The organism is Ruegeria sp. HKCCD6604, assembly GCF_013110635.1.
Classification (GTDB): Bacteria; Pseudomonadota; Alphaproteobacteria; order Rhodobacterales; family Rhodobacteraceae; genus Ruegeria.
Genome location: NZ_WVQW01000009.1, coordinates 1 through 24,620, shown reverse-complemented (window position 1 = coordinate 24,620; position 24,620 = coordinate 1). Strand labels below are relative to the sequence as shown.

The window sequence follows — 24,620 nt, the reverse complement described above, 5'->3', positions numbered from 1 at the left end:
TTCAATTCGGAGTATTGAGGGGAATCCTCGATAGGCGATTTGTTTTTCATAAATTCGGTATCCGATAGCCATGGAACTGCTCGAGCGGTTTTGCTGGGCAAGTACAACATTCTGGTCAGCTTTTGCGTGTGACGCGTATGAGACGATTTGGTTCCATGGCCACAGTCTTGAGATTTTCTGGTCCTGGTCAATAGCGCGATTGCTATCGATGGTCGCCCAAAGCAGAACAATCTCAAAACTCTAAAGGAATCTTTTTTATTTTATTTCAGTACCTTAAGAATCTGTGGGCATTAAAGACCGTTCAAATGGGCGCAAAAATCAGCACTATGGGCTATTTATGCTCACCCACACATTTTCACAGCGACCCCCCCGTCTCAGCCACATTTCGAATGCCCGCAGCTGCGGCAGGTCATGCAGCCCTCGATCATCACCATGTCATACTGGCCGCAGGACGGGCAGGCCTTGCCGCGGGGGGCGTCCATGTTGACCACCTGCGCCTGCGGGTCGGACTTCAGCCCCATCCCTTCGCCCTCGAGGAACCCGATCGCGATCATGTGCTGCTCGATTACGCCGCCGATCGCCGCCAGGATCGAAGGGATATACTTGCCCTGCACCCAGGCCCCGCCGCGCGGATCGAACACGGCCTTGAGCTCCTCGACCACGAAAGACACGTCACCACCGCGCCGGAACACGGCCGAGATCATCCGGGTCAAGGCCAGCGTCCAGGCGTAATGCTCCATGTTCTTCGAGTTGATGAACACCTCGAACGGACGCCGCCGGCCGCCGATGACGATGTCGTTGATGGTCAGATAGATCGCGTGTTCGCTGTCGGGCCATTTCAGCTTGTAGGTCGAACCCTCAAGCGATTGCGGCCGGTCCAGCGGTTCGGACATGTAGATGACATCGCCGCCATCCACCTCGTGCGGCGCATCCGCACTTTCGCCCGGCACTTTGTCGTCGCTTTCCGAAACGGTCAGCACCGAACCGGTCACGTCGTTCGGGCGATAGGTCGTGCAACCCTTGCAGCCCTGATCCCAGGCCTGCATATACACGTCCTTGAAGGCGTCGAACGAGATGTCCTCGGGGCAGTTGATCGTCTTCGAGATCGAGCTGTCGATCCATTTCTGCGCCGCCGCCTGCATCTTGACGTGCTCGGCCGGGGTCAGGGTCTGGGCGTTCACGAAATAGTCGGGCAGCTCGACATCGCCGAACTTGTCGCGCCACATCTGAACGGCATAGTCCACCACCTCTTCCTCGGTCCGCGAGCCGTCCTTCTGCAAAACCTTGCGCGTATAGGCATAGGCAAAGACCGGCTCGATCCCCGACGATACGTTCCCTGCGTACAAAGAGATCGTCCCAGTGGGCGCGATCGAGGTCAGCAGCGCGTTGCGGATGCCGTGTGCACGGATGGCCTCGCGGACATCGTCATCCATCTGCTGCATCGTGCCGCTGGCCAGGTATTTCTCGGCATCGAACAGGGGGAACGCCCCTTTTTCCTTGGCCAAGTCGACCGACGCCAGATACGCGGCGCGGGCGATCGCGTGCAACCAGCGCTCGGTCTGACGCGCCGCCTCGTCCGAGCCATAGCGCAGACCCAGCATCAACAGCGCATCCGCCAGCCCGGTCACGCCCAGCCCGATGCGGCGTTTGTCCTGCGCTTCAGCCTCTTGTTCGGCCAGTGGGAATTTTGACACATCAACGACATTGTCCATCATCCGGACAGCCGTGGCGACAAGTTCTTGCAGGGCCTCTTCATTCAAACGGGCTTTTGCCTCAAACGGTTCAACCACCAAACGCGCCAGATTGATCGAACCCAACAGGCAGGCGCCATAGGGCGGCAATGGCTGTTCGCCGCACGGGTTCGTGGCAGCGATTGCTTCAACATAGCTCAGGTTGTTGGCCTGGTTGATACGGTCGATGAAGATCACGCCCGGTTCGGCATAGTCATAGGTGGCCTGCATGATCTTGTTCCACAGATCACGCGCCTGAACCGTGTGATAGACCTTGCCGTCAAAGATCAGATCCCACGAGGCATCGGCCTTGACCGCTTCCATGAACGGATCGGTCACCAGAACCGACATGTTGAACATGCGCAGGCGGGCCGGGTCAGATTTGGCGGTGATGAACTGTTCGATATCCGGGTGGTCACAGCGCATGGTCGCCATCATCGCGCCACGGCGCGAGCCCGCGGACATGATCGTGCGGCACATGGCATCCCAGACATCCATAAAGCTCAGCGGCCCCGACGCATCCGCCGCGACGCCTTTCACGTCAGCGCCACGCGGGCGGATGGTCGAGAAATCATAGCCGATCCCCCCGCCCTGCTGCATGGTCAAAGCGGCCTCTTTCAGCATGTCGAAAATGCCGCCCATGCTGTCGGGTACCGTGCCCATGACAAAACAATTGAACAGGGTCACCTGACGCGCGGTGCCGGCACCTGCTGTGATCCGCCCGGCAGGCAGGTATTTAAAGTCTTCCAGCGCCTCATAGAATTTCTCTTCCCAGTGCCCCGGGTCGTTTTCCGCCCGCGCCAGATCACGGGCGATGCGCCGCCAACTGTCTTCAACCGTTTGATCGATGGGGGTGCCATCCGCCTGTTTAAAGCGGTACTTCATATCCCAGATCTGCTCGGCGATGGGGGCGGCAAAGCGGCTCATTGGTGATTCCCTGTGCTGAAAGAGGTATCCAGACTACCTCAAATCACATGCTCACCACAACACCTTGATGACAACTGGAACCAAGCTACAATATAAAGATGGTCTTCGGGACGACTCTGTGGGAAAGCTGTGGATAATTACGTAAACCTCATAAAACTGTCCGTTGGTTCGGAAAGCGTCGACACGCTGATGGCCTGGCAGGACAGCTATCGCCAGCGGTTCGCAGATGGCCTTCCACGCCACGTCACCCGCATGTGGCCCAAGCGCGAAGCCGAAATTCTGAACGGCGGATCGATCTATTGGGTCATCAAGGGCGTAGTCCAATGCCGCCAGCGGATCCTGCGGCTGGATGAAGTGATCGGAGACGATGGTATCCGCCGCTGTGCCATTGTGCTGGACCCCAAGTTGCACCGCACCCAGAACGCCCTGAAACGCCCGTTTCAGGGATGGCGTTATCTCAAGCCTGAAGATACTCCTGCCGATTTGCCCAAAAACCGCGAGCAGGACGATGCCCTGCCCGATGATCTGAACCGCGCCCTGGCGGAAATCGGGGTTCTGTAAAGGCCGGCACTAGACTATCTGCAATGTGATGCGTTGAGGATGCCAACAAAATCGCATAGAATGTTTACTTGATTTTATTAAGTTAACGAGGGCAATCTAGATGATTGGACAATTTCGAACAATCGTATTGGCGGCTGTATTTGTAGCAGGCGGAACAAGCGTTCTCGCCGCCCCAAAGGATGGAACCTATAGCCTGACCGTGCCGTCCAAAAACCCGTTCCCGGTGTCGGTCACAATTACCGGCGGCAACATTGCAGGCATCACGTCCTCAACGCTGCAAAATATCAACGGCGCCAGCGTTTCGGGGAACAGCAAAAAGCAATCCATCAGTTTCAACTTCGACAGCGCGAACTGCGGAGGCGGCAACACCGGCACCATGACATTCGACCTGAGAAAGAATGTCGTGTTCAAAAAATGGAAAGGGACGTGCGGGTCAAAACGTTTTGACATCAGCAAATCAGTGACCGCTGCCCCTGATTAAGTTTTGCTTACCCGGTCCATTACTTCCGCAAGCACCCGCTTGTCATCAGGCAAATAACTGGCCACCCGACTGCGCCACAGCGTAGCCTGCGATTGCAGGATCAGACCGTCCGAGAGGATCTTCAGGTGGTTCGCCCGCAGGGTCTCTCCGGTCGAGGTGATGTCGGCAATTGCTTCGGCGGTTTCATTCATCACCGTGCCTTCAGTCGCACCCTGACTGTCGACCAGCGTGTAATCGGCCACGCCCGCTTCTGTCAGGAATTCCCGAACCAGACGGTGGTATTTGGTGGCGATCCGCAGCCGGTGGCTATGGGTTTTGCGAAACGCAGCTGCTGCCGCGTCCAGATCATCAAGCGTATCGACATCGACCCAACATGCCGGAATTGCGATGATCAGATCAGCCTTGCCGAATCCAAGCTGCGAAACCTCTTCAACCTGCTGTTCCCAGCGCGGCAGTTTCTCGTGCACCAGATCGATCCCGGTGACGCCCAGATGAATCCGCCCCGCCGCCAGTTCACGCGGAATTTCCCCCGCCGACAACAGGATCAGAGAGACGCCGTCGATCCCTTCGACCTTGCCCGCATATTCCCGGTCCGACCCGCTGCGTGACAAGGTGATGCCGCGTTTTTCGAACCATGAGAAGGTCTTTTCCATCAACCGGCCCTTCGACGGCACACCAAGTTTCAGGCTCATACAGCACCCTCCTCAATCTCCAGCATCAGGTCGGGGCGCAACACGCCGCCGACAGCGGGGATTTCGTCTCCACGGCCCAATTGCCGTGTCAGCGCGTCATAGCGCCCGCCCGTGGCGATCGGAGGCAGGTCAGGCCGACCTTCCGCGTAAAACCCAAAAACAAAACCATCGTAATATTCCATCGATGTCCGGCCATAGGCGGCCTCGAAATCCAACCGCTCGACATCGACGCCACGTGCTTGCAGCGCAGCCACACGCGCCTCCAGCCGGTCCAAGGCGGGCGTGATCTGCGGCAGATCCACCGCCACGTCGCGCAGCTGTTCCAGCGCAAATGGCATGGTCTCGCGCACATTCAGCAACGTTTCCAGCCCGGCCAGTTCATTGTCGGAAATCGGCGGCGTATCGCGGTCTTCGCGCAGGGCTTCGATGCGCGCTGCGATTTCGGCCTTGCGGCGCTTGCCGATCATAGGGGCTTCAAAGGCCATCGGATCGGCAGCGTCCAGCAGCGCGGCGCGCCCTTCCGAGGGCGCCTTGCGACCTGCAAACCGATCCAGCAAGATGCGGAACCGGCGCGGTCTCCACAGGTGCCGCATCAGGGCGGCCTTGCGACGCTCGGTCGTGCGCAGCCCTTCGACCGCAGCGGTGAGGATACCGATATCCCCGGTTGCCGCGCGCAGTGGCAGCCCGCGCAACTGAAGCGCCATCAGCGAAAACACCTCGGCATCGGCCCCGGCCGGATCGTCACGGTCAAAGACCTCGTATCCCACCTGGATGTATTCATTGGCGCGGTCGGGGTCATGCTCCTGACGGCGGAACACCTCACCCGAATAGGTATAGCGCGCCGGTTCGGCCCCGTCGCGCATGTGCATCTGCACCACCGGTAGGGTGAAATCCGGGCGCAGCATCTGTTCGCCGCGCAGCGCGTCCGAGGTGACATAGGCGCGCGCGCGGATATCCTCGCCGTAGAGGTCCAGCAGCGTCTCCGCCGATTGCAGCAGCGGCGGGTCGACGACCTGCGCCCCGGCGGCCTCGAAGCGCACGCGCATCATCGCGGCCCGGGCCTGGATCTGGGATCGGTTGGGCATGGCTTAGTCCTGACTGTCCAGAATCTCGCGCACCTTGGCGACCAGATCGCCGCGCGGCACCTCGAACTGGCTGGGGCGTTCCTTCCATTCCTCGAGCGTGGCGCTTTCGGCAATCTTGGCGCCCAGGATCAGGTCCTTGATCTGCACGATGCCCTTGGCTTTTTCGTCGCCGCCCTCAATCACCGCAATCGGAGAATTCCGCTTGTCCGCATATTTCAGCTGGTTGCCGAAACTCTTGGGATTGCCCAGATAGACCTCGGCCCGGATGCCGGCATTGCGCAGCTCGGCCACCATCGCCTGATAGTCGGCCATGCGGTCGCGGTCCATTACGGTCACGACCACAGGGCCGGTGGCCTGAGCACTGATCCGACCCTTTTCGCGCAGCGCTGCGAGCAGGCGATCAACGCCGATGGAGATGCCTGTCGCAGGCACTTCCTGCCCGGTGAAACGCTTCACCAGATCGTCATAGCGCCCACCACCCGAGACGGACCCGAACTGCCGCTTGCGGCCTTTCTCATCAAAGATCTCGAAGGTCAGTTCGGCCTCATAGACCGGCCCGGTATAATAACCCAGACCGCGCACGACCGAGGGATCGATCTGGATGCGATCAGCACCATAGCCGCCCGCAGCCAGCAACTCGCCGATCTGCTCCAATTCCGCAATGCCTTCGGCGCCGATCTTGCTGTCACCCACGGCCGCGCGCAGGTTGGCCAGCGTTCCGGCGGCAGCATCGGCCTTGGAGGTCAGGAAGGCGATCACCGGCTCGGCCTGATCGTCGGACAGGCCCACACCGTCGATGAACGCGCCCGAGACATCCAGCCGGCCCTTGGTCAGCAACTCGCGCACGCCCTGCTCACCCACCTTGTCGAACTTGTCGATGGTGCGCAGAACGTCGTCGCGCGCTGCCGCGTCCGCGCCTAGGCCCATCGCCTCAAGCACGCCATTCAGAACCTTGCGGTTGTTGACCCGCACCAGATAATCGCCGCGCGGAATGCCCACGGTTTCCAGCGTGTCTGACAGCATCGCGCAAATCTCGGCATCGGCCGCCATGCTGGCCGTCCCCACCGTATCCGCATCACACTGATAGAACTGACGGTACCGCCCAGGCCCCGGCTTTTCGTTGCGCCAGACCGGACCCATCGCATAGCGGCGATAGGGCGTGGGCAGATCGTTGCGGTGCTGGGCATAGACCCGGGCCAAAGGTGCTGTCAGATCATAGCGCAGCGCCATCCAATCGCCGTTGCCGCCCTCGTCAAACTCCTGCCAGGCGAACACGCCTTCGTTCGGGCGATCCACGTCGGGCAGGAACTTGCCCAGCGCCTCGACGGTCTCGACCGCACTGCTTTCAAGCGCGTCGAACCCGTAACGGTGATACACGCCCGCAATCGTCCGCAGCATCTCGGTGCGCTGCGTGACTTCCTCGCCGAAATAGTCGCGGAACCCTTTCGGCGTGACGGCCTTGGGGCGGGGCTGTTTCTTGGGCTTGGCCATGTGGGGCGTCCTTGGGAGTGTCCTTGTTCCGCGCGCGGTCTATCCCATGGTCCGCATCGGGGCAAGGCGCGCTTTCTCTGGCCTTGGGCCGACTGTGTCGCTATGACCTGCGCAAGACAGGAGTTCCCCATGCAGCATCTGGAAGAAGAGATCGCACATCTGACCCGTACCGTGGACGAACTGAACACGGTCGTCACCAGACAACAATCGGAAATCGACCGGCTGACCCAACGGGTTGAAATGCTGTTGCAGCGCGAAGCAGAACGGGCGCAGGAAGGCACGGGCGGCGTTGTCTTTGGTGACGAACGACCGCCTCACTATTGATGATTTAAAGCCCCAGCGTCGATCTTACCGCGTTGTCCACAACGCCCCCCAACAGGGCGTCTTCGTCCCCGGTACAGCCCTCTTTCAAGGCGGCCACAAATGTTTCTCTCAGAGCCGCCTTTTCCTCATCCGAAGTCGCGTGGGCTTCGATGTCAACCTGACGGTTGTAAAGCGAAAGGGCCGTCATCTTCCCGACGACGTCCAGAATGTATTCTTCGTTCCCATCAGCCTCTTCGATAACAGAGGTGCAGGTGTGATACATCAGCGGCAGCGCGTCCTGCATCATCTGTTCGGCTTCCTCGTCGGCAAGGGCCAATCCGGGCGCTGCAAGCATTAAGGCGGTGGCGGCTGGCTTAAGCAAATTCGTCCTCATCCGGGTGCTCCTCCGCTTACTTGGAATTCGCGCCGATCAGCGCACCGGCCACCGCTCCGGCGGCGGCACCTTTGCCGTCGCCGATCAGCGCGCCGACACCCGCGCCAATCACGGCGCCTTTGATCGTGTTTTCTTTTTTCTTGTCATCCGCCAGACCAGCTGAGGCCGAAACCAAAGCCAGCGTCGCTGCTGCGCCGAATAATATCTTTCTGAACTTGAGACCTGCTATTGTCATAACAACGCCCTCCCGTGGCATGACCTAAAGACATCTCTGTCAAGTCAGCCTAGCGGGGCACCAACAGTCTGGCAACAAAGCGGCGTCATATCTCTTCGACGGTCATGACGCCTTCAAGGGATTTGATCGCGCCCTTGATCTGCGGGTTGATGGGGAATTCACGTCCCAGTTCCATCTCAACATCGCCGGGCAGGCTGGGGTCCAGCAACATGAACTGGACTGGTCCCCGTGCAGCCCCTTTCGCGGCAGAGGCGGCGTCTTCCAAAACCTTGGCCACCGTTGGTACGGCCTGTGCTTCGTCAACGTAAATTCGCAGCCCAGTTGCTCCGGCCTCGGCCACGAGGGAATCCGCAGGGCCAACAGAGCGGCCCAGCAGCTTGAGCTGATCGGCTTCCATCGTTGCCTCGGCAGTCAGCACGACCTGCGCGCCGGTTTCCAGAAACTCGCGGCACTTCTCCAGCGTGTCTGAAAACAGCGTGACCTCATAGGCGCCGGCGGGATCAGACATTTGAACGAAAGCAAAACGGTTGCCTTTGGCCGATTTCCGTTCCTGCCGCCCGGCGACAACCCCGGCCATTTTCACTCCCATCATTCCCCTAGCTCGGACAGCATTAATCACTTCGTCCAGCGTCATCACCTGTTTGCGCTTCAGCGCGGGCATGTAATCGTCAAGCGGATGCCCCGAGAGATAGAAGCCGATGGCCTTGAATTCTTCGCTGAGGCGTTCGGCCGGCAGCCAGTCGGGCGTCGGCGACAGGCGCGGTTCGGGCAGGTCGTCGCCTGCCTCACCGAACAGAGACACCTGATTGGAGTTTTTCTGCTCATGGATCGCCGCCGAATACTGTACCAGACGGTCAAGGCTTTCGAACACGCGGCGACGGTTCTTGTCGAGCTCATCAAAAGCGCCGGCACGCGCCAGCATTTCCAGCGGACGTTTACCGACCTTCTTCAGATCGACCCGGCGGGCAAAGTCAAAGAGGTTGACGAAAGGCTTGTCTCCCCTGCCCTTCACCACAAGGTTCATCGCCTCGACGCCGACATTCTTGAGCGCGCCCAGCGCATAGACCAGCTGACCATCCACCACGTCGAAGGTCGCCAGCGAGCGGTTCACGCAGGGCGGCACGTAAGGCAGGCCCAGCCCCTTGCGGACCTCTTCGAAATACACCGCCAGCTTGTCGGTCAGGTGGATATCGCAGTTCATGACCCCGGCCATGAACTCGACCGGGTGGTTCGCCTTGAGCCAGCCGGTCTGGTAGCTGACCACCGCATAGGCCGCCGCGTGGGACTTGTTGAAGCCGTAGTTGGCGAATTTTTCCAAGAGGTCGAACACCTCGGAGGCCTTCTTGGCGTCCACCCCGTTCTTGGCCGCGCCGGCCTCGAATTTCGGGCGTTCGGCGTCCATCGCCTCTTTGATCTTCTTGCCCATCGCGCGGCGCAGCAGGTCGGCGCCGCCAAGGCTGTAGCCCGCCATGACCTGGGCGATCTGCATCACCTGCTCCTGATAGACGATGATGCCCTGCGTTTCTTCCAGGATATGATCGATCAGCGGGTGGACCGAGGTGATTTCGCGTAGGCCGTTCTTGACCTCGCAATAGGTGGGGATGTTCTCCATCGGGCCGGGACGATAGAGCGCCACAAGCGCCACGATATCCTCGATGCAGGTGGGTTTCATGCGCTTGAGCGCGTCCATCATGCCCGAGCTTTCCACCTGGAACACCGCCACGGTCTTGGCCGCGGAATAGAGCTTGTACGTCGCCTCATCATCCAGCGGAATGGCGTTGATCTGGTTCTCAGCCCCCTCAGCGGGCTCATAAAGTTCGGTGCCATCGGCGGCGATGTGCAAGGGACGCCCGGATTTGAAAATCAGGTCCATCGCGTTCTGGATCACGGTCAGCGTCTTCAGGCCCAGAAAGTCGAACTTGACCAGCCCGGCCTGTTCCACCCATTTCATGTTGAACTGGGTCGCGGGCATGTCCGAACGCGGGTCCTGATAGATCGGCACCAGCGCATCCAGCGGCCGGTCGCCGATCACCACCCCCGCCGCGTGGGTCGAAGCATTGCGCAACAGCCCCTCGACCTGCTGGCCATAGGTCAGCAGACGGTCAACAACCTCTTCATTCCGCGCCTCTTCGCGCAGACGCGGTTCGTCTTTCAACGCCTTTTCGATGGAAACAGGTTTCACCCCCTCAACCGGGATCATCTTGGACAGGCGGTCCACCTGCCCATATGGCATTTGAAGCACCCGCCCGATGTCGCGCACGGCGGCCTTGGACAAGAGCGCGCCGAAGGTGATGATCTGACCCACTTTGTCGCGGCCGTATTTCTGCTGCACGTAACGGATCACCTCTTCGCGGCGGTCCATGCAAAAGTCGATGTCGAAGTCGGGCATCGACACCCGCTCGGGGTTCAGGAAGCGTTCGAACAGCAGGCTGTAGCGCAGCGGGTCAAGATCGGTGATCGTCAGCGCATAGGCCACCAGTGAACCCGCGCCCGAGCCCCGCCCCGGCCCGACCGGAATGTCGTGATCCTTGGCCCATTGAATGAAATCCGCGACGATCAGGAAGTAGCCGGGGAAACCCATGCTTTCGATGATGCCCAGTTCGAAATCCAGACGTTCCTGGTATTCCTCGGGCGTCACCGCATGCGGGATCACGGCCAGACGTTTCTGCAAGCCCTCATTGGCGATGCGCCGCAGCTCGGCCACCTCGTCATCCGCGAATTTCGGCAGGATCGGGTCGCGCCGATAGGCCATGAACGCGCAGCGTCTGGCGATTTCGACGGTGTTTTCGATGGCCTCGGGCAAGTCCGCGAACAGGGTCGCCATCTCTTGTTGCGACTTGAAATAGTGCTGAGCCGTCAGGCGACGGCGACCTTCCTGCTGGTCGACATAGGCCCCTTCCGATATGCAGATCAGCGCGTCATGAGCTTCGTACATGTCCGGCGTCGGGAAATAGACGTCATTCGTGGCGACCAGCGGCAGATTCTTGGCATAGGCCATCTCGACATGGCCACGTTCGGTCAGGCGCTCGGCCTCGGGCTGGCCATCCTCACCCGGATGACGCTGGAGCTCGATGTAAAACCGATCGGGGAACATTGCCGCCAACCGATCGACCAACGCGTCGGCCGCCGGACGCTGACCCTGTTGCAGCAGCATCCCGACCGGGCCGTCGGGTCCACCGGACAGGCAGATCAACCCTTCGGATCGCTCAGCCAATTCTTCCAAAGTGACCTGAGGCAGTTGCCCGCCCTTGTCCACGTAGAGGCAAGTGCTGAGCTTCATCAGGTTTTCGTACCCGGTCTCGGACTGCGCCAGCAGCACCAGAGGCGCGGGCGTCTTTGGCTTCTCGCCGGGCTGGGCCTGAACATAGGTCAGATCGACCTGGCACCCCATGATCGGCTGCACCCCGGCCCCGCTTGCGGTGACCGCGAATTCCAGCGCCGAAAACATCGAATTGGTATCCGTTACGGCAACGGCTGGCATCTCCATCTTCTCGCACAGGCCCGGCAGCTTTTTCAGCCGCACGGCGCCTTCCAGAAGGGAATATTCAGTGTGAACGCGGAGGTGGATGAATCGTGGAGAGCTGCTCATGACGCCCAAGCTACCCCAGCCGGCTGTGCGACAAAAGGCGGAACCGCGCCACGTATGCCGCAAAAATATCGCCATTGATTATTCGGCTTTTTCAGAAGGTGCTTCGGGATTGACTGGGCGCCGCAATCAAAAACCGCTTTATTTACAAGTGGCTGCCCATTAATCAGACAAGACGGCAACAGGCCGTATACGTCTAATGGTGTATAACAGAGGCGGTTTTTCTTGCCAGACAAGCCGCGCTGTTTCTAACATCTCATGGCAAGCAATTCGCCCGCCACTCTTTCTACGTCGCATCGAAGGAGGGCCGCAGGGGCGCAACTGGGTAAGGCGACGGGTTTCTCGAATGAACATCACGTTTCTTCTGAACGGAGAGACAGTGGAGTTGGCTGGTGTTGATCCGACAGCCACCCTGCTGGATTGGCTGCGCGAAGATCGCGGTCTGACCGGCACCAAAGAAGGCTGCAACGAAGGCGATTGCGGGGCTTGCACCGTGATGGTGACGGATGACCAAGGCGCCAAGGCCCTGAACTCGTGCATTCTGTTTCTACCGCAATTGCATGGCAAGGCCGTCCGAACAGTTGAAGGCGCAAGTGGCCCGAATGGCGAAGCACACCCGGTCCAGCAGGCAATGGTCGATCTGCACGGCTCGCAATGCGGCTTCTGCACACCCGGGTTCGTCATGTCGATGGTCGCCGGGCACACGAATGGTGCAACGGACCATGACACTTTGCTTGCAGGCAACCTTTGCCGCTGCACCGGCTATGCGCCGATCATTCGCGCGGCGAAAGCGGCCGAGGAACAGCCCGTTCCGGTTTGGGTCAAAGATAGCCCACCTGCAACGATTGCCGCTTCGCGCATGCTGCCAACCTCATCCGACGAATTGGCCGCCGTGTATGCCGAGAACCCGAATGCGACTCTGGTCGCTGGTGCGACCGATGTGGGCCTTTGGGTCACCAAGCAACTGCGCGAACTGGACCCGGTGATCTTCCTCAACCGATGTGACGATCTGAAAGAGATCACGATCACCGACGATGAAGTCCGCTTTGGTGCCATGGTCGACATGAATCGCATGGCAGATGCATTGGTCGATCTGCATCCCTCCTATGCCGAGATGATCCGACGCTATGCCAGCGTTCAGGTTCGCCATGCGGCCACGGTCGGAGGCAATATCGCCAACGGCTCGCCCATCGGGGACAACCCGCCCGCGCTGATCGCATTGAACGCGACACTGCACCTGCGCAAGGGCAACGATCGGCGGTCGATCCCGCTGGAAGAGTTCTTCATCGACTACGGCAAACAGGATCGGGTTCCGGGCGAGTTTGTCGAAGCCGTCAGCTTCCCGCGCCAACCAGATCGCCTGAAGGTTTACAAGCTCAGCAAACGGTTCGATCAGGATATCTCGGCCGTCTGCGGCTGTTTCAACATAACCGTTTCGGAGGGCAGCGTCACACAGGCGCGCATCGCGTTTGGTGGCATGGCCGGTACTCCGAAACGGGCAACCCATGTCGAGGCCGCTTTGATCGGCAAACCGTGGACTCGCGCGACCGTTGACGCCGCGCTGCCTTCCTTTGCCGACGACTTTTCGCCACTCACGGATATGCGCGCCTCGGCCCTGTATCGTCTGGAAACCGCCAAGGCGATGCTGCAACGGTTTTTCCTGGAAGATCAGGGTGAGATCACCAATGTGCTGGAGGTGTCGGCATGAGTGTGACGCAAGCCCTGCCCCACGACGCCGCCCCTTTGCACGTTTCGGGCGCGGCGCGGTACGTGGATGACATCCCGACACCCAAGGGCACGCTGCATCTGGCCTTTGGCCTGAGCCCGATCGCCAGGGGCAAGATCACCGCAATGGATCTGTCGGCTGTCAAAAACGCCGAGGGTGTCGTGATGGTCATGACGGCACAGGATCTGCCATTTGCCAACGATGTCTCGCCCTCGATCCACGATGAGCCGCTGCTGTCGGACGGCTCGGTGCACTATATCGGTCAGCCCGTGTTCCTGGTCGTTGCCACCAGCCATCTGGCCGCCCGCAAAGCGGCGCGATTGGGTAAGGTCGACTACGCCGAAGACGTGCCGATCCTGACGATCGAAGAGGCGCTGGCCGCCGACAGCCGGTTTGAAGACGGTCCACGCATCTATGCCAAGGGCGATGCGGATGCGGCCATTGCCAGTGCGCCGCATGTGATCGAAGGTTCGTTTGAATTGGGCGGGCAGGAGCATTTCTATCTGGAAGGTCAGGCCGCGCTGGCCGTGCCGAATGAAGGTGCGGATATGCTGGTGCACAGCTCGACCCAGCACCCGACCGAGATTCAGCACAAAGTGGCCGACGCTCTGGGTGTTCCGATGCACGCCGTCCGGGTCGAGACCCGCCGCATGGGCGGAGGGTTTGGCGGCAAGGAAAGTCAGGGCAACGCTTTGGCAGTGGCCTGCGCCGTGGCCGCCCGCGCAACCGGCAAGGCCTGCAAGATGCGCTATGACCGTGACGATGACATGATCATCACGGGCAAACGCCACGCTTTCCGCATTTCGTACAAGGCCGGGTTCGATGAGCATGGCCATATACAGGGCGTCTCATTCCTCCACTATGCGATCTGCGGCTGGGCGCAGGACCTGTCCTTGCCCGTGGCCGACCGGGCGATGCTGCACTCGGACAACGCCTACCTTTTGCCGAACGCCCGGATCGAAAGCCACCGGTTGAAGACCAACACCCAATCTGCCACCGCATATCGCGGGTTCGGCGGCCCGCAGGGCATGGTCGGCATCGAACGGGTCATGGACCATGCCGCGCATGCGCTGGGTTTGGATCCCGTCGAGCTGCGCCGCCGGAATTACTATGCACCCGCGCACGCTGTGGCCGAGAGCACACCGACAGAAAAACCACTTGGGCATCCCGATCCGCACGAAGACCTGACCAGCCGCGGCGCCGTTGAAATGGGTGACGCACCGGTGCGTCCTCTGCCCGCCGGCGGCAACACCACACCCTATGGGATGGAGGTCAGCGATTTCGAACTGCACGGCATGACCGAGGCGTTGCTGAAATCCAGCGACTATGCCGCGCGCAAGACGGCTGTCGCGAAATGGAATGCCGAGAACAGTGTAATCAAAAAAGGCATCGCCTTTTCGCCGGTCAAGTTTGGTATCTCGTTCACGCTGACCCACCTCAATCAGGCGGGTGCGCTGGTACATGTCTATCAGGACGGATCAGTCCACCTGAATCACGGCGGCACCGAGATGGGCCAGGGCCTGTTCCAGAAGGTCGCACAGGTCGCCGCGTCGCGCTTTGGCATACCGCTGGAGATGGTGAAAATCACCGCAACCGACACGGCGAAAGTACCGAACACGTCTGCGACGGCGGCATCTTCGGGCAGTGACCTGAACGGCATGGCGGTCAAGGCCGCTTGCGACACGATCCGCGACCGGATGGCCGCCTATTTTGCGGAACGTCATCAGGCCGATCCATCGACGGTCACGTTCTCGGATGGGCAGGTCTCGGTCTCAGAAGAGCGCTACACCTTCGCCGAAGCCGCCGCACTGGCCTATCAGGGGCGCGTCAGCCTGTCGGCGACCGGGTTCTACAAGACGCCCAAGATCGAGTGGGACCGGATCGCCGGGCGCGGTCGCCCCTTCTTCTACTTTGCCTACGGTGCTTCCGTTACCGAGGTGGCGGTGGACACTCTGACCGGTGAAAACCGCATTCTGCGAACGGATATCCTACATGACGCGGGCGCGTCGCTGAACCCAGCTTTGGACATAGGTCAGGTTGAGGGCGGCTATGTACAGGGTGCAGGGTGGCTGACGACCGAAGAGCTGGTCTGGGATGACACGGGCAACCTGCGCACGCACGCGCCCTCGACCTACAAGATTCCGGCCTGCTCGGACCGGCCGGACATCTTCAACGTCACGCTTTGGGATGGCGAAAACCGCGAGGACACCATCTATCGTTCGAAAGCTGTGGGCGAGCCACCTTTCATGCTGGGGATCTCGGCCTGGCTGGCGCTGTCGAACGCCGTTGCCGCCTGCGGAGACAGATACCCGGCCCTGAACGCTCCGGCCACGGCCGAAGAGGTTTGGCGCGGGGTCCAGAGGATGAAGGGAGGCATCTGATGGGATTTGACCTTGAGGCTTTGAGGGAGGCGGTCAAAACCCACGGGAAAGTGGTTCGGGTGGTCATCGCCGGGATCAAAGGGTCGTCCCCGCGCGAGGTGGGTGCTGCGATGCTGGTCTGGAAAGACGGGCAAAGCGGAACCATCGGTGGTGGTACGCTGGAATACCAGGCCGCGGAGGCCGCACGATCGCAAACAGTCGCCACGCGCCTGACGCATCACACGCTGGGACCGGACATGGGCCAATGTTGCGGCGGAGCGGTCTCGTTGTTCAGCGAAGTCTATGATCTCAAGAAGGTTGAAACGCTGGATGATACGATCATTGCACGATCAGCATCCGGTGGCGCCACGCCTCTTTCGGTCAAGCGAGTGCTGGCGGCAGCATGCAGTCAGGGCATTGCACCCGAACCACGCCTGATCGACGGCTGGATGATCGAACCGGTGCATAAACCGGCACGAAACCTGTGGATCTGGGGCGCAGGTCACGTCGGACGGGCGCTGGTGGATGTTCTGTCCCCCCTGCCCGATCTTGCGATCACTTGGGTCGATACCGGCCCCGAGCGCTTTCCGGACGTGATTCCTGCAGGCGTGACCGATCTGCCAGCGACGAAACCGGCCGAACTTGTGCGACATGCACCGCCCAATGCCGAGCACCTTGTGCTGACTTATTCACACAATCTGGATTTAGAACTGTGCAACAGGCTGCTTTTGCACGATTTCCGCTTTGCGGGGCTGATCGGCTCGGCTACCAAATGGGCGCGGTTCCGATCGCGGCTGGCGGCTCTTGGGCATCCGCCCGACCGGATAAGCCGGATTACCTGCCCGATTGGTGACCCGTCGCTGGGCAAACACCCGCAGATGATCGCCGTGGGCGTCGCAGCGCAACTGCTGCGTCCGGCCCGGCAGAATGAGTTGAAGAAGGACCTGAGCGCGTGACCACTCCATTGCTGAGCCTGCAAGGGTTGACCAAAGCCTATCCCGGTGTCGTGGCCAATGATCAGGTGTCCTTTGACATCGGAGAGGGCGAAGTTCACGCCTTGTTGGGGGAAAACGGGGCCGGAAAATCCACGCTGGTCAAGATGATCTATGGGCTGGTGAAACCTGACAGTGGCACCATGCTGTTGCGCGGTCAGCCTTTTGCGCCGCCCGAGCCCCGCTCCGCACGGGCCGACGGGATTGCGATGGTGTTCCAGCATTTTTCGCTGTTTGACGCGCTGAGCGTGGCCGAGAACATCGCCTTGGGGATGGAAAACCCGCCCGCCATGGGTGATCTGGCCTCGCGCATCCGCGAAGTGTCGGAAACCTACGGCCTGCCGCTGGATCCGTTCCGCACAGTCGGCGATCTGTCCGCCGGGGAACGCCAGCGTGTTGAAATTATCCGTTGCCTTCTGCAAGACCCGAAACTGCTGATCATGGACGAACCGACCTCGGTGCTGACCCCGCAGGAGGTCGAGATCCTATTCGAGACGCTGAACAAGTTGCGGTCCGAAGGCACGTCGATCTTGTATATCTCGCACAAGCTGGAAGAGATTCGGACCCTGTGTGACCACGCCACGATCCTACGTCTGGGCAAGAATGTGGGCGAGTGCGTCCCGTCTGAGACCTCGGCCCGCGACATGGCCGAACTGATGGTGGGAACGGCCCTGCAAACCCCGGAACGTTCGGGGCGTGAATTTGGCGCAGTGACGCTGGATGTCAGCGGGCTGTCGGTGCCTTCTCCGTCAGAATTTGGAACTGCCTTGCGCAACGTGCATTTGACCGTCCGCAAGGGCGAGGTTCTGGGCATTGGTGGTGTTGCGGGTAACGGGCAGGATGAATTGCTGGGCGTTTTATCTGGTGAAATCCTGACGACGGCCGATGCGATCAAATTCAACGGTCAGGCGATCGGCAAGCTGGGCCCGACCGCACGACGCAAACTTGGCGTGTTGACCGCGCCCGAAGAACGGCTGGGCCATGCCGCTGCCCCGAACATGAGCCTGACCGAAAACGCCCTGTTGACTGGGTCGGTTCGAGAGGGTCTGGAAAGCAACGGCTTTCTGAAATGGGCCGAGACCAAGAGCTTTGCGGAGAAGATCATCGAGATTTTTGACGTCCGAACACCCGGCCCGGACAACGCGGCGCGGTCCTTGTCCGGGGGGAACCTGCAGAAATTCGTGATCGGACGCGAAGTGCTGCAAAACCCGGATGTGCTGGTGGTGAATCAGCCAACCTGGGGCGTGGATGCTGCGGCGGCCGCGTCGATCCGGCAGGCAATCCTAGACCTGGCGGCAATGGGAACGGCGGTTGTCTGCATCTCTCAGGATTTGGATGAGTTGATGGAAATCTCGGACAGCTTTGCTGCGCTGAACGAGGGCCGCCTGAGTGCACCACGTCCGACAACCGGACTGACAGTGGACGAAATCGGGCTGATGATGGGCGGTGCCCACGGAATGGAGGTGGCGCATGTGTGATCTGTTGGGCCGCCTTCGGCGAGAGTATTTGAGAAAAGATGAAGAAGTCAGGGGAACGAGCTGATGATTGTGCTGGAGAAACGTCCTCAGCCTTCCAGGGTCTGGTCTTATGCGACGCCGTTGGTTGCAGTTTTGGCGACGATGTTTTTTGGCGGAGTACTGTTCGCCATACTGGGCAAGAATCCGGTTGAGGCCATCGGCACCATCTTCTGGGAACCTCTTTTTGGTGAATTCGCCTTTTATTATCGCCCACAGCTGCTGGTGAAAGGCGCTCCGCTGGTGCTTATCGCCATCGGTCTGTCGCTGGGCTTTCGTGCAGGCATCTGGAACATCGGGGCCGAAGGGCAGTATATTATGGGCGCCATCTTCGGTGCGGGTGCCGGGCTGGCCTTTTACCCTTTGGATGCCTTCTTTATCTTTCCGATCATGGTGATTGCCGGCGCCTTCGGCGGCTGGTTGTGGGCCATGATCCCCGCCTTCCTGAAGGTGCGTTTCGGCACCAACGAGATTCTCGTCTCGTTGATGTTGGTCTATGTGGCCGAGCAGATGCTGGCCTCGGTTTCTCTGGGTTTGCTGAAGAACCCCGAAGGGTTCGGCTTTCCGGGGTCCCGCAATCTGCAATCCTATGACAGTGCGCACAATGCCGAACTGATCGCCGGATCCGGCATGCACTGGGGTGTTGTGACCGCGTTGATCGCAGTGATCTTCGCCTATGTCCTGCTGAACCGGCACATGCTGGGCTTTCACATCCGCCTGACCGGTGAAGCACCGCGCGCCGCGAAATTTGCGGGTGTGAACCCGGCCCGGTTGATCCTGTTCTGTCTGGGTTTGTCCGGTGCGCTTGCAGGACTTGCAGGCATGTTCGAGGTTTCCGGCCCTTCAGGCGTTGTCAGCATCGATTTCAACGTGGGCTACGGTTTCACTGCCATCATCGTGGCCTTTTTGGGCCGTCTGCACCCTGTGGGCATTCTGCTGGCCGGTGGACTGATGGCGCTGACCTATATCGGCGGTGAAATCGCGCAGTCGCAGCTGGGGCTGCCTGCTGCTGCCATTCAGGTGTTCCAGGGCATGCTGCTGTTCTTCCTGCTGGCCTTCGACCTATTGACCAACTACCGCATCCGTGCGGCCCGTAACGAGGTGGCGTGACCCATGGACCTTGGTGAAATCAATCCCGTACTTCTGGTCGCTTCACTGATGGTGGCCGCGACCCCCTTGCTGCTGGCCGCGATCGGAGAGCTGGTCGTTGAGAAAGCAGGCGTTCTGAACCTAGGCGTCGAAGGCATGATGATTGTCGGTGCGATCAGCGGCTTCGCGATTTCGGTCGAGACCGGCTCGCCCTGGCTGGGCTTTGTTGCTGCCGCGATCGGCGGCGCCGTTCTATCGCTGCTGTTCGTCTTGCTGACGCAGTTTGCGCTGGCCAATCAGGTGGCCAGTGGTCTGGCACTGACACTGTTTGGTCTGGGGTTCAGCGCGTTGATGGGGCAAAGCTATGTGGGGATCAAACCCCCCAGTATGGGCGACATCCATATTCCGCTGATCAGCGATATTCCGGTTGTCGGTCCGATCCTGTTTCAACATGACCCGATCCTGTATGTCGGTATCGCGATCACGGCGGCCGTCTGGGCGGTGCTGAAATTCACCCGTCTTGGTCTGATCCTGCGGGCAGTCGGTGAAAACCACGATGCCGCGCATGCGCTGGGCTACAAGGTGATCAAGATCCGCATTCTGGCCATCATGTTCGGCGGCGCCTGCGCTGGTCTGGGCGGGGCCTATATCAGCCTGATCCGCGTGCCGCAGTGGACCGAGGGCATGACCGCCGGTGTCGGCTGGATCGCACTGGCCCTTGTTGTCTTTGCGAGCTGGAAGCCGTGGCGGGTCCTGCTGGGTGCCTATTTGTTCGGCGGCATTACCGTGTTGCAGCTTAATTTGCAGGCAGCGGGCGTTGCCATTCCCGTCGAGTATCTGGCAATGTCGCCCTATATCATCACGATCCTTGTGCTTGTGATCCTTTCGGCCGACAAGAGCAGCGCACCTGCCTCGCTGGGCCGGACCTTCCATGCCTCACACTAGGGGCCAACAGTACCAACTTGGGGAGTAACACATGAAATTCACTACACTTCTGACGAGCGCCGCCATGGCGCTGGGCCTGGCCTCGGGGGCCATGGCCGAAGACAAGACCAAGGTCGGTTTCGTCTATGTCGGCCCGGTCGGCGATGGCGGCTGGACCTATGAACATGACAAGGGCCGGCAGGCCGTTGAAAAAGAGTTCGGCGACAAGGTTGAAACCGTATTCGTTGAATCCGTTCCCGAAGGCCCGGATGCCGAGCGTGTGATGACCCAGATGGCGCTGGAAGGCGCGGATCTGATCTTTACCACCTCGTTTGGCTACATGGACCCGACCATCAACGTGGCCAAGAAATTCCCGGACGTGAAGTTCGAGCACGCAACCGGCTATAAAACCGCCGACAACGTCTCGGTCTACTCGGCCCGTTTCTACGAAGGTCGCGCGGTTCAGGGCCACATCGCCGGTAAAATGACCAAGTCGAACATCATCGGCTATATCGGCTCCTACCCGATCCCCGAGGTGATCCGTGGCATCAACTCGGCCTATATCCACGCCAAGAAGGTGAACCCGGATGTCGAGTTCAAGATCGTCTGGGCCTATACGTGGTTCGACCCGGCGAAAGAAGCTGACGCCGCCACCGTTTTGATCGAGCAGGGCGCGGACGTAATCCTGCAACACACCGATTCGACAGCGCCGCAAGCAGCAGCGCAAGAGGCCGGCAATGTGATCACCTTCGGTCAGGCGTCGGACATGAGCGAGTACGCACCGCTTCCGCGTGTGTCATCGATCATCGACAACTGGGCCCCCTATTACATCGCGCGGACAAAAGCCGTAATGGACGGAACCTGGACGTCTTCCAACACCTGGGACGGTATCGGAGCAGGAATGGTTGAAATCGGCGAGATTTCGGACGCGGTTCCCGCAGATGTCAAGGAAGAGGCTCTGGCCCTGAAGGCGGCCCTTGCAGATGGCAGCTATCACGCGTTCACCGGTCCGCTGAAGAAGCAGGACGGCAGTGACTGGCTGGCTGAAGGCGAAACCGCTGACGATGGCACGCTGGCAGGCATGAACTTCTATGTTGAAGGGCTGGAAGGCGAAATTCCGCAGTAAGCTGTATCGTCAAGGAACGGAAAGGGCCCGCAATCCGTGTGCGGGCCCTTTTTTGTGCTATGTGCACCTGAGGTGCCGAACAACGAAGAGATTACCTGGTCAGCGCAATCGAGCTCAGATCCATCACGCCCTGCCCTGTCTTCGCCACCCCACCACGCTGAGACAGGCAAACAAGACTGCGGCGACGCAGACAATTGATGGCCCCGCCGGAGTATCGAACACATAAGCTGCCCGTAACCCCGCAACTGAGGACATCGCGCCTATTGCTGCCGCTATCAACGCCATTGATTCGGGCGATCGGGCCAGATTTCGTGCCGCCGCCGCGGGAATGATCAGCATCGCCGCGATCAGCAATACCCCCACGACCTTGATCGCAACAGCCACGGTCACCGCCAGAGACAGTGTCAGAATCAACTGTTCCCGCCTCGGGTCGAACCCACTGGCATAGGCCAGTTCCTCGTTCAATGTAGCCGTCAAAAGCTGAGCCCATCGCCAGGCGATCAGCGCCACGACAAGCGCCGCGCCGCCCCAGATCACAAGCAGATCCGAACGGGATACCGCAAGAATATCGCCGAATAGATATGCCAACAAATCAATGCGGACGCCGGACAAAAACGAAACGGCAACCAGACCGAAAGCCAAGGCGGAATGCGCCAGGACCCCCAGCAGCGTGTCCATCGCATAGCCACGACCCGCCAACAAAGTGACCGTCAGCGCCATAATCAGTGCAACGGCCAGCGCTCCGGTGAAGATCGACATCTGAAAGGTCAGCGACAGGGCCACGCCCAGAATTGCGGCATGTGCGGTTGCGTCACCGAAATACGCCATGCGGCGCCACACCACGAAACACCCAAGAGGAGCAGCCGCAAACGCAACACCGATACCTGCGAGCGTTGCCCGCATCATGAAATCGTCAAGCATTATTCCGCCGCTTCCTGAGGGTTTGCATCATGGTCGTGATTGTGATCGTGCTCGTGCCGGTACAGGGCAAGCGCACCGCCTGTTCCCGTTCCGAACAAGGCCCGGTATTCGGGTGCCGAAGCGACCACCGCCGGCGATCCTTCACAGCAGACATGCCCGTTGAGACAAATCACCCTGTCCGAGGCGCTCATGACCACGTGCAATTCGTGACTGATCATCAGGATTGCACATCCGGTTTCGCGGCGTACGGCCTCGATTTGCTGGTAGAAACTCGCCGATCCGCGCTGGTCCAACCCCTGGGTTGCCTCATCCAGCAGCAGAAGGTCAGGCTGGTTGATCAACGCCCGCGCCAGCAACACACGCTGAAACTGCCCGCCGGACAGTTGCGACATCTGACGTTTCAACAGATCCGGGACGCCCGCTTTTTCCAATGCCTCGACGCACTGACGGCCGGAGACACGGTCTGTCAGTCGCATGAATCGCTCGACCGAGATTGGCAGCGTGGGATCCACGTGCAGTTTCTGCGGCACGTACCCGATCTTCAATCCGGGTTTCAGCGATACATGCCCGGCACTTGGCCTGGTCGCACCGATGATGGCGCGCAACAGGCTGGTTTTTCCCGACCCGTTCGGCCCGACGATGGTGACGATCTCGCCGGGTTCGACAGCCATGTCCACATGGCTCAGAACAGTGTTTGAACCATAGCGAACACTGAGATTCTCGACAGAGACGAGCGTCATTTTCAGGCCTTTTCGGTGCAGTCGGGGCAAAGTCCCTCGGCTTCTACAACCGTTCTTTCGATCTCGAAACCCGCTGCGCGCGCAGCGGCACCCAGAACACCTTTGGCCGGCGTGGACTGCGCCTCGGCAACGGCATCGCACTTTCTGCAAATCATGAATGCCGGCGAATGCGACGCGCCGGGATGAGAGCAGGCAACGAATGCATTCAGCCGCTCGATCTTGTGAACGAACCCGTTTTGAACAAGGAAATCAAGCGCCCGATAGGCGACCGGAGGTTGAGATCCGAACCCTTCCTCTCGCAGGCGGTCAAGAATTGCATAGGCACCAAGGGCCCGATGCTCTTGCAGCAGCATTTCCAAGACCTTGCGGCGAACCGGCGTCAGGCGCAGCCCCTCGCCCTTGCAGCGCGCCTCGGCGGATACCAACGCAGTTTTGACGCAACTCTGATGGTCATGTTCCTGAAACCCGACCGGGGCCGCCTCATCGACAGAGACAGGGTTCGTATCGCTTGTCATGTTATTTCATATCATGTATTGCCACTCGTAACGTTATAAAATCACACAGAGGGTCTGATGTCCAGAAAGCTTCTTCCAGTTTCGATCACGGTTGCATTGATGGGAGGAACGGCCATCGCGGACGTTCCGAACGTTGCGGTCGATATCGCACCGATCCACTCGCTCGTTTCCCGGGTTATGGACGGCGTCGGAACACCGGCCTTGATCATCGCACCAGGTGCCTCGCCTCATGAATACAACCTGCGCCCGTCCGAGGCGGCCGCATTGCAGGATGCCGATCTGGTGTTCTGGGTAGGAGAAGACCTGACACCTTGGATGGAAAGTGCCATCGAAACCCTTGCCGACAGTGCGACGGTCACGTCCCTTCTTGACGCGGATGGTACGGTTCTTCTGGAGTTCCGCGAAAGCGCTGTTTTCGAGGCACACGATCATGGCGGCGAAGACGAACATGATCATGATGATCATGAACATGGTCACGACGACCATGCAAAGGATGATGACCACGAGCATGATCACGACGACCACGCCAAGGATGATGATCACGATCACGAAGAACATGCCGATCAAGACAAGCATGATGAGCATCATGATCACGCGCATGGCGCGCACGACCCACATGCGTGGCTTTCACCGGCAAATGCAGAAACCTGGCTGAATCTGATCGCCGCGCAGCTGTCGTCTGCCGACCCGGACAATGCAGGTGCATATTTTGCCAATGCCGCAGCCGCGCGCGCTGAAATGGCCGCGCTGTCTGAACAAGTGGCCGAGACGCTTGGACCGGTACGCGGAGGAAGCTTCGTCGTGTTCCACGACGCCTACCAGTATTTCGAGGATGCATTTGACTTTCCGGCCGCAGGTGCGATTTCCATCGCCGACGCCTCGGACCCGAGCCCGGCTCGTATCGCCGAAATTCAAAACCGTATCCGCGAAGAAGGTATCAACTGCGTTCTCGCCGAGCCGCAATTCAACCCCGGTATCGTCAAAACCGTGCTAGACGGGACCGAGGCGAAAACGGGCGTAATCGATCCGCTGGGCTCTGATCTGGAACCCGGAGCCGATCTCTACCCGCAAGTTATTCTCAACATGGCAAAAACTCTGGCCGAGTGTCTCTGACCCTGTCGCAAGCCCGGTTCAGTTTGAGAAACTGGCCGGGTTCAACCTTCCAGAAGACAGTGAGCCTCCCCAACTGAACGGGTCCACCGTTATGTTTAGGAAACGGAGGACTGAG

General features: G+C 59.9%; 22 protein-coding genes. 12 read left to right on the top strand and 10 right to left on the bottom strand.

The features are described from left to right. Positions 1-374 precede the first annotated feature (374 nt). Positions 375-2,657 (bottom strand): adenosylcobalamin-dependent ribonucleoside-diphosphate reductase, encoded by a 2,283-nt coding sequence (locus GS614_RS17985; RefSeq protein WP_171726972.1) that lies wholly within the window; start codon positions 2,655-2,657, stop codon positions 375-377. 129 nt (positions 2,658-2,786) lie between these two features. Between GS614_RS17985 and GS614_RS17980 the strand changes: the two genes are divergently transcribed. Further along, positions 2,787-3,218, top strand: coding sequence for a DUF1489 family protein (locus tag GS614_RS17980; RefSeq protein WP_171726971.1), 432 nt, complete (start codon positions 2,787-2,789; stop codon positions 3,216-3,218). A 100-nt stretch (positions 3,219-3,318) separates the two neighbouring features. Beyond that, the gene (locus tag GS614_RS17975; RefSeq protein WP_216601201.1) at positions 3,319-3,699 is read left to right on the top strand and encodes a hypothetical protein; all 381 of its coding nucleotides are present in this window, start codon (positions 3,319-3,321) and stop codon (positions 3,697-3,699) included. Here GS614_RS17975 and hisG read toward each other — a convergent pair. From hisG to hisS, 3 genes are read right to left on the bottom strand one after another with little or no spacing between them, the layout of a single operon-like run. Beyond that, positions 3,696-4,391, bottom strand: a complete 696-nt coding sequence (gene hisG / locus GS614_RS17970; RefSeq protein WP_171726969.1) for an ATP phosphoribosyltransferase — start codon at positions 4,389-4,391, stop codon at positions 3,696-3,698. The genes GS614_RS17975 and hisG overlap by 4 nt on opposite strands. Then, the gene (locus tag GS614_RS17965; protein ID WP_171726968.1) at positions 4,388-5,476 is read right to left on the bottom strand and encodes an ATP phosphoribosyltransferase regulatory subunit; all 1,089 of its coding nucleotides are present in this window, start codon (positions 5,474-5,476) and stop codon (positions 4,388-4,390) included. The genes hisG and GS614_RS17965 overlap by 4 nt, the downstream gene beginning before the upstream one ends. 3 nt (positions 5,477-5,479) lie before the next feature. Further along, a complete protein-coding gene (gene hisS, locus GS614_RS17960) occupies positions 5,480-6,967 on the bottom strand; it encodes a histidine--tRNA ligase (protein ID WP_171726967.1) in 1,488 nt (495 codons plus the stop codon). Positions 6,968-7,096: 129 nt separating this feature from the next. Between hisS and GS614_RS17955 the strand changes: the two genes are divergently transcribed. Continuing rightward, positions 7,097-7,291, top strand: a complete 195-nt coding sequence (locus GS614_RS17955; protein WP_171726966.1) for a SlyX family protein — start codon at positions 7,097-7,099, stop codon at positions 7,289-7,291. Positions 7,292-7,295: 4 nt separating this feature from the next. Here GS614_RS17955 and GS614_RS17950 read toward each other — a convergent pair whose 3' ends face one another. From GS614_RS17950 to dnaE, 3 genes are all read right to left on the bottom strand, one after another. After that, positions 7,296-7,664 carry a hypothetical protein gene (locus tag GS614_RS17950; protein ID WP_216601200.1) on the bottom strand — a complete coding sequence of 123 codons (369 nt, stop codon included), beginning with the start codon at positions 7,662-7,664 and terminating at the stop codon, positions 7,296-7,298. 16 nt (positions 7,665-7,680) lie between these two features. Next, positions 7,681-7,899, bottom strand: coding sequence for a hypothetical protein (locus GS614_RS17945; RefSeq protein ID WP_171172726.1), 219 nt, complete (start codon positions 7,897-7,899; stop codon positions 7,681-7,683). Positions 7,900-7,984: 85 nt separating this feature from the next. Next, positions 7,985-11,488, bottom strand: a complete 3,504-nt coding sequence (gene dnaE, locus GS614_RS17940) for a DNA polymerase III subunit alpha (protein ID WP_171726965.1) — start codon at positions 11,486-11,488, stop codon at positions 7,985-7,987. Here dnaE and GS614_RS17935 point away from each other — a divergent pair. The 8 genes from GS614_RS17935 to GS614_RS17900 all read left to right on the top strand — a co-directional run bounded on the left by GS614_RS17935 (position 11,487) and on the right by GS614_RS17900 (position 21,216). Beyond that, positions 11,487-11,651, top strand: coding sequence for a hypothetical protein (locus GS614_RS17935; protein WP_171119079.1), 165 nt, complete (start codon positions 11,487-11,489; stop codon positions 11,649-11,651). The genes dnaE and GS614_RS17935 overlap by 2 nt on opposite strands. A gap of 180 nt (positions 11,652-11,831) precedes the next feature. After that, positions 11,832-13,193, top strand: a complete 1,362-nt coding sequence (xdhA, locus tag GS614_RS17930) for a xanthine dehydrogenase small subunit (RefSeq protein ID WP_171726964.1) — start codon at positions 11,832-11,834, stop codon at positions 13,191-13,193. Continuing rightward, entirely contained in the window at positions 13,190-15,592 is a 2,403-nt protein-coding gene (gene xdhB, locus GS614_RS17925; RefSeq protein ID WP_171726963.1) for a xanthine dehydrogenase molybdopterin binding subunit, read from the top strand. The genes xdhA and xdhB overlap by 4 nt, the downstream gene beginning before the upstream one ends. Beyond that, on the top strand, positions 15,592-16,527 hold the full coding sequence (xdhC, locus tag GS614_RS17920; protein WP_171726962.1) for a xanthine dehydrogenase accessory protein XdhC: 936 nt from the start codon (positions 15,592-15,594) through the stop codon (positions 16,525-16,527). The genes xdhB and xdhC overlap by 1 nt, the downstream gene beginning before the upstream one ends. Then, a complete protein-coding gene (locus tag GS614_RS17915; protein ID WP_171726961.1) occupies positions 16,524-18,041 on the top strand; it encodes an ATP-binding cassette domain-containing protein in 1,518 nt (505 codons plus the stop codon). The genes xdhC and GS614_RS17915 overlap by 4 nt, the downstream gene beginning before the upstream one ends. 63 nt (positions 18,042-18,104) lie before the next feature. Then, positions 18,105-19,187 (top strand): ABC transporter permease, encoded by a 1,083-nt coding sequence (locus tag GS614_RS17910; protein WP_171726960.1) that lies wholly within the window; start codon positions 18,105-18,107, stop codon positions 19,185-19,187. 3 nt (positions 19,188-19,190) lie between these two features. Next, positions 19,191-20,111: an ABC transporter permease gene (locus tag GS614_RS17905; RefSeq protein ID WP_152460135.1), complete on the top strand. Its 921-nt coding sequence runs from the start codon at positions 19,191-19,193 to the stop codon at positions 20,109-20,111. Between the two features lie 31 nt (positions 20,112-20,142). Then, positions 20,143-21,216, top strand: coding sequence for a BMP family ABC transporter substrate-binding protein (locus tag GS614_RS17900; protein WP_152460134.1), 1,074 nt, complete (start codon positions 20,143-20,145; stop codon positions 21,214-21,216). 123 nt (positions 21,217-21,339) lie between these two features. Here the strand turns inward: GS614_RS17900 and GS614_RS17895 are convergent, their stop codons facing one another. Genes GS614_RS17895 through GS614_RS17885 form a run of 3 tightly spaced genes read right to left on the bottom strand, consistent with a single transcriptional unit; the run spans position 21,340 to position 23,392 of the window. Continuing rightward, positions 21,340-22,137 carry a metal ABC transporter permease gene (locus GS614_RS17895; RefSeq protein WP_171726959.1) on the bottom strand — a complete coding sequence of 266 codons (798 nt, stop codon included), beginning with the start codon at positions 22,135-22,137 and terminating at the stop codon, positions 21,340-21,342. Then, positions 22,137-22,877, bottom strand: a complete 741-nt coding sequence (locus GS614_RS17890) for a metal ABC transporter ATP-binding protein (RefSeq protein WP_171726958.1) — start codon at positions 22,875-22,877, stop codon at positions 22,137-22,139. The genes GS614_RS17895 and GS614_RS17890 overlap by 1 nt, the downstream gene beginning before the upstream one ends. Before the next feature lie 2 nt (positions 22,878-22,879). Continuing rightward, a complete protein-coding gene (locus GS614_RS17885) occupies positions 22,880-23,392 on the bottom strand; it encodes a Fur family transcriptional regulator (protein ID WP_171119062.1) in 513 nt (170 codons plus the stop codon). Positions 23,393-23,449: 57 nt separating this feature from the next. On the opposite strand from GS614_RS17885, the gene GS614_RS17880 reads away from it, so the two are divergent. Next, positions 23,450-24,505, top strand: a complete 1,056-nt coding sequence (locus GS614_RS17880; protein WP_171726957.1) for a zinc ABC transporter substrate-binding protein — start codon at positions 23,450-23,452, stop codon at positions 24,503-24,505. Positions 24,506-24,620: the final 115 nt, after the last annotated feature.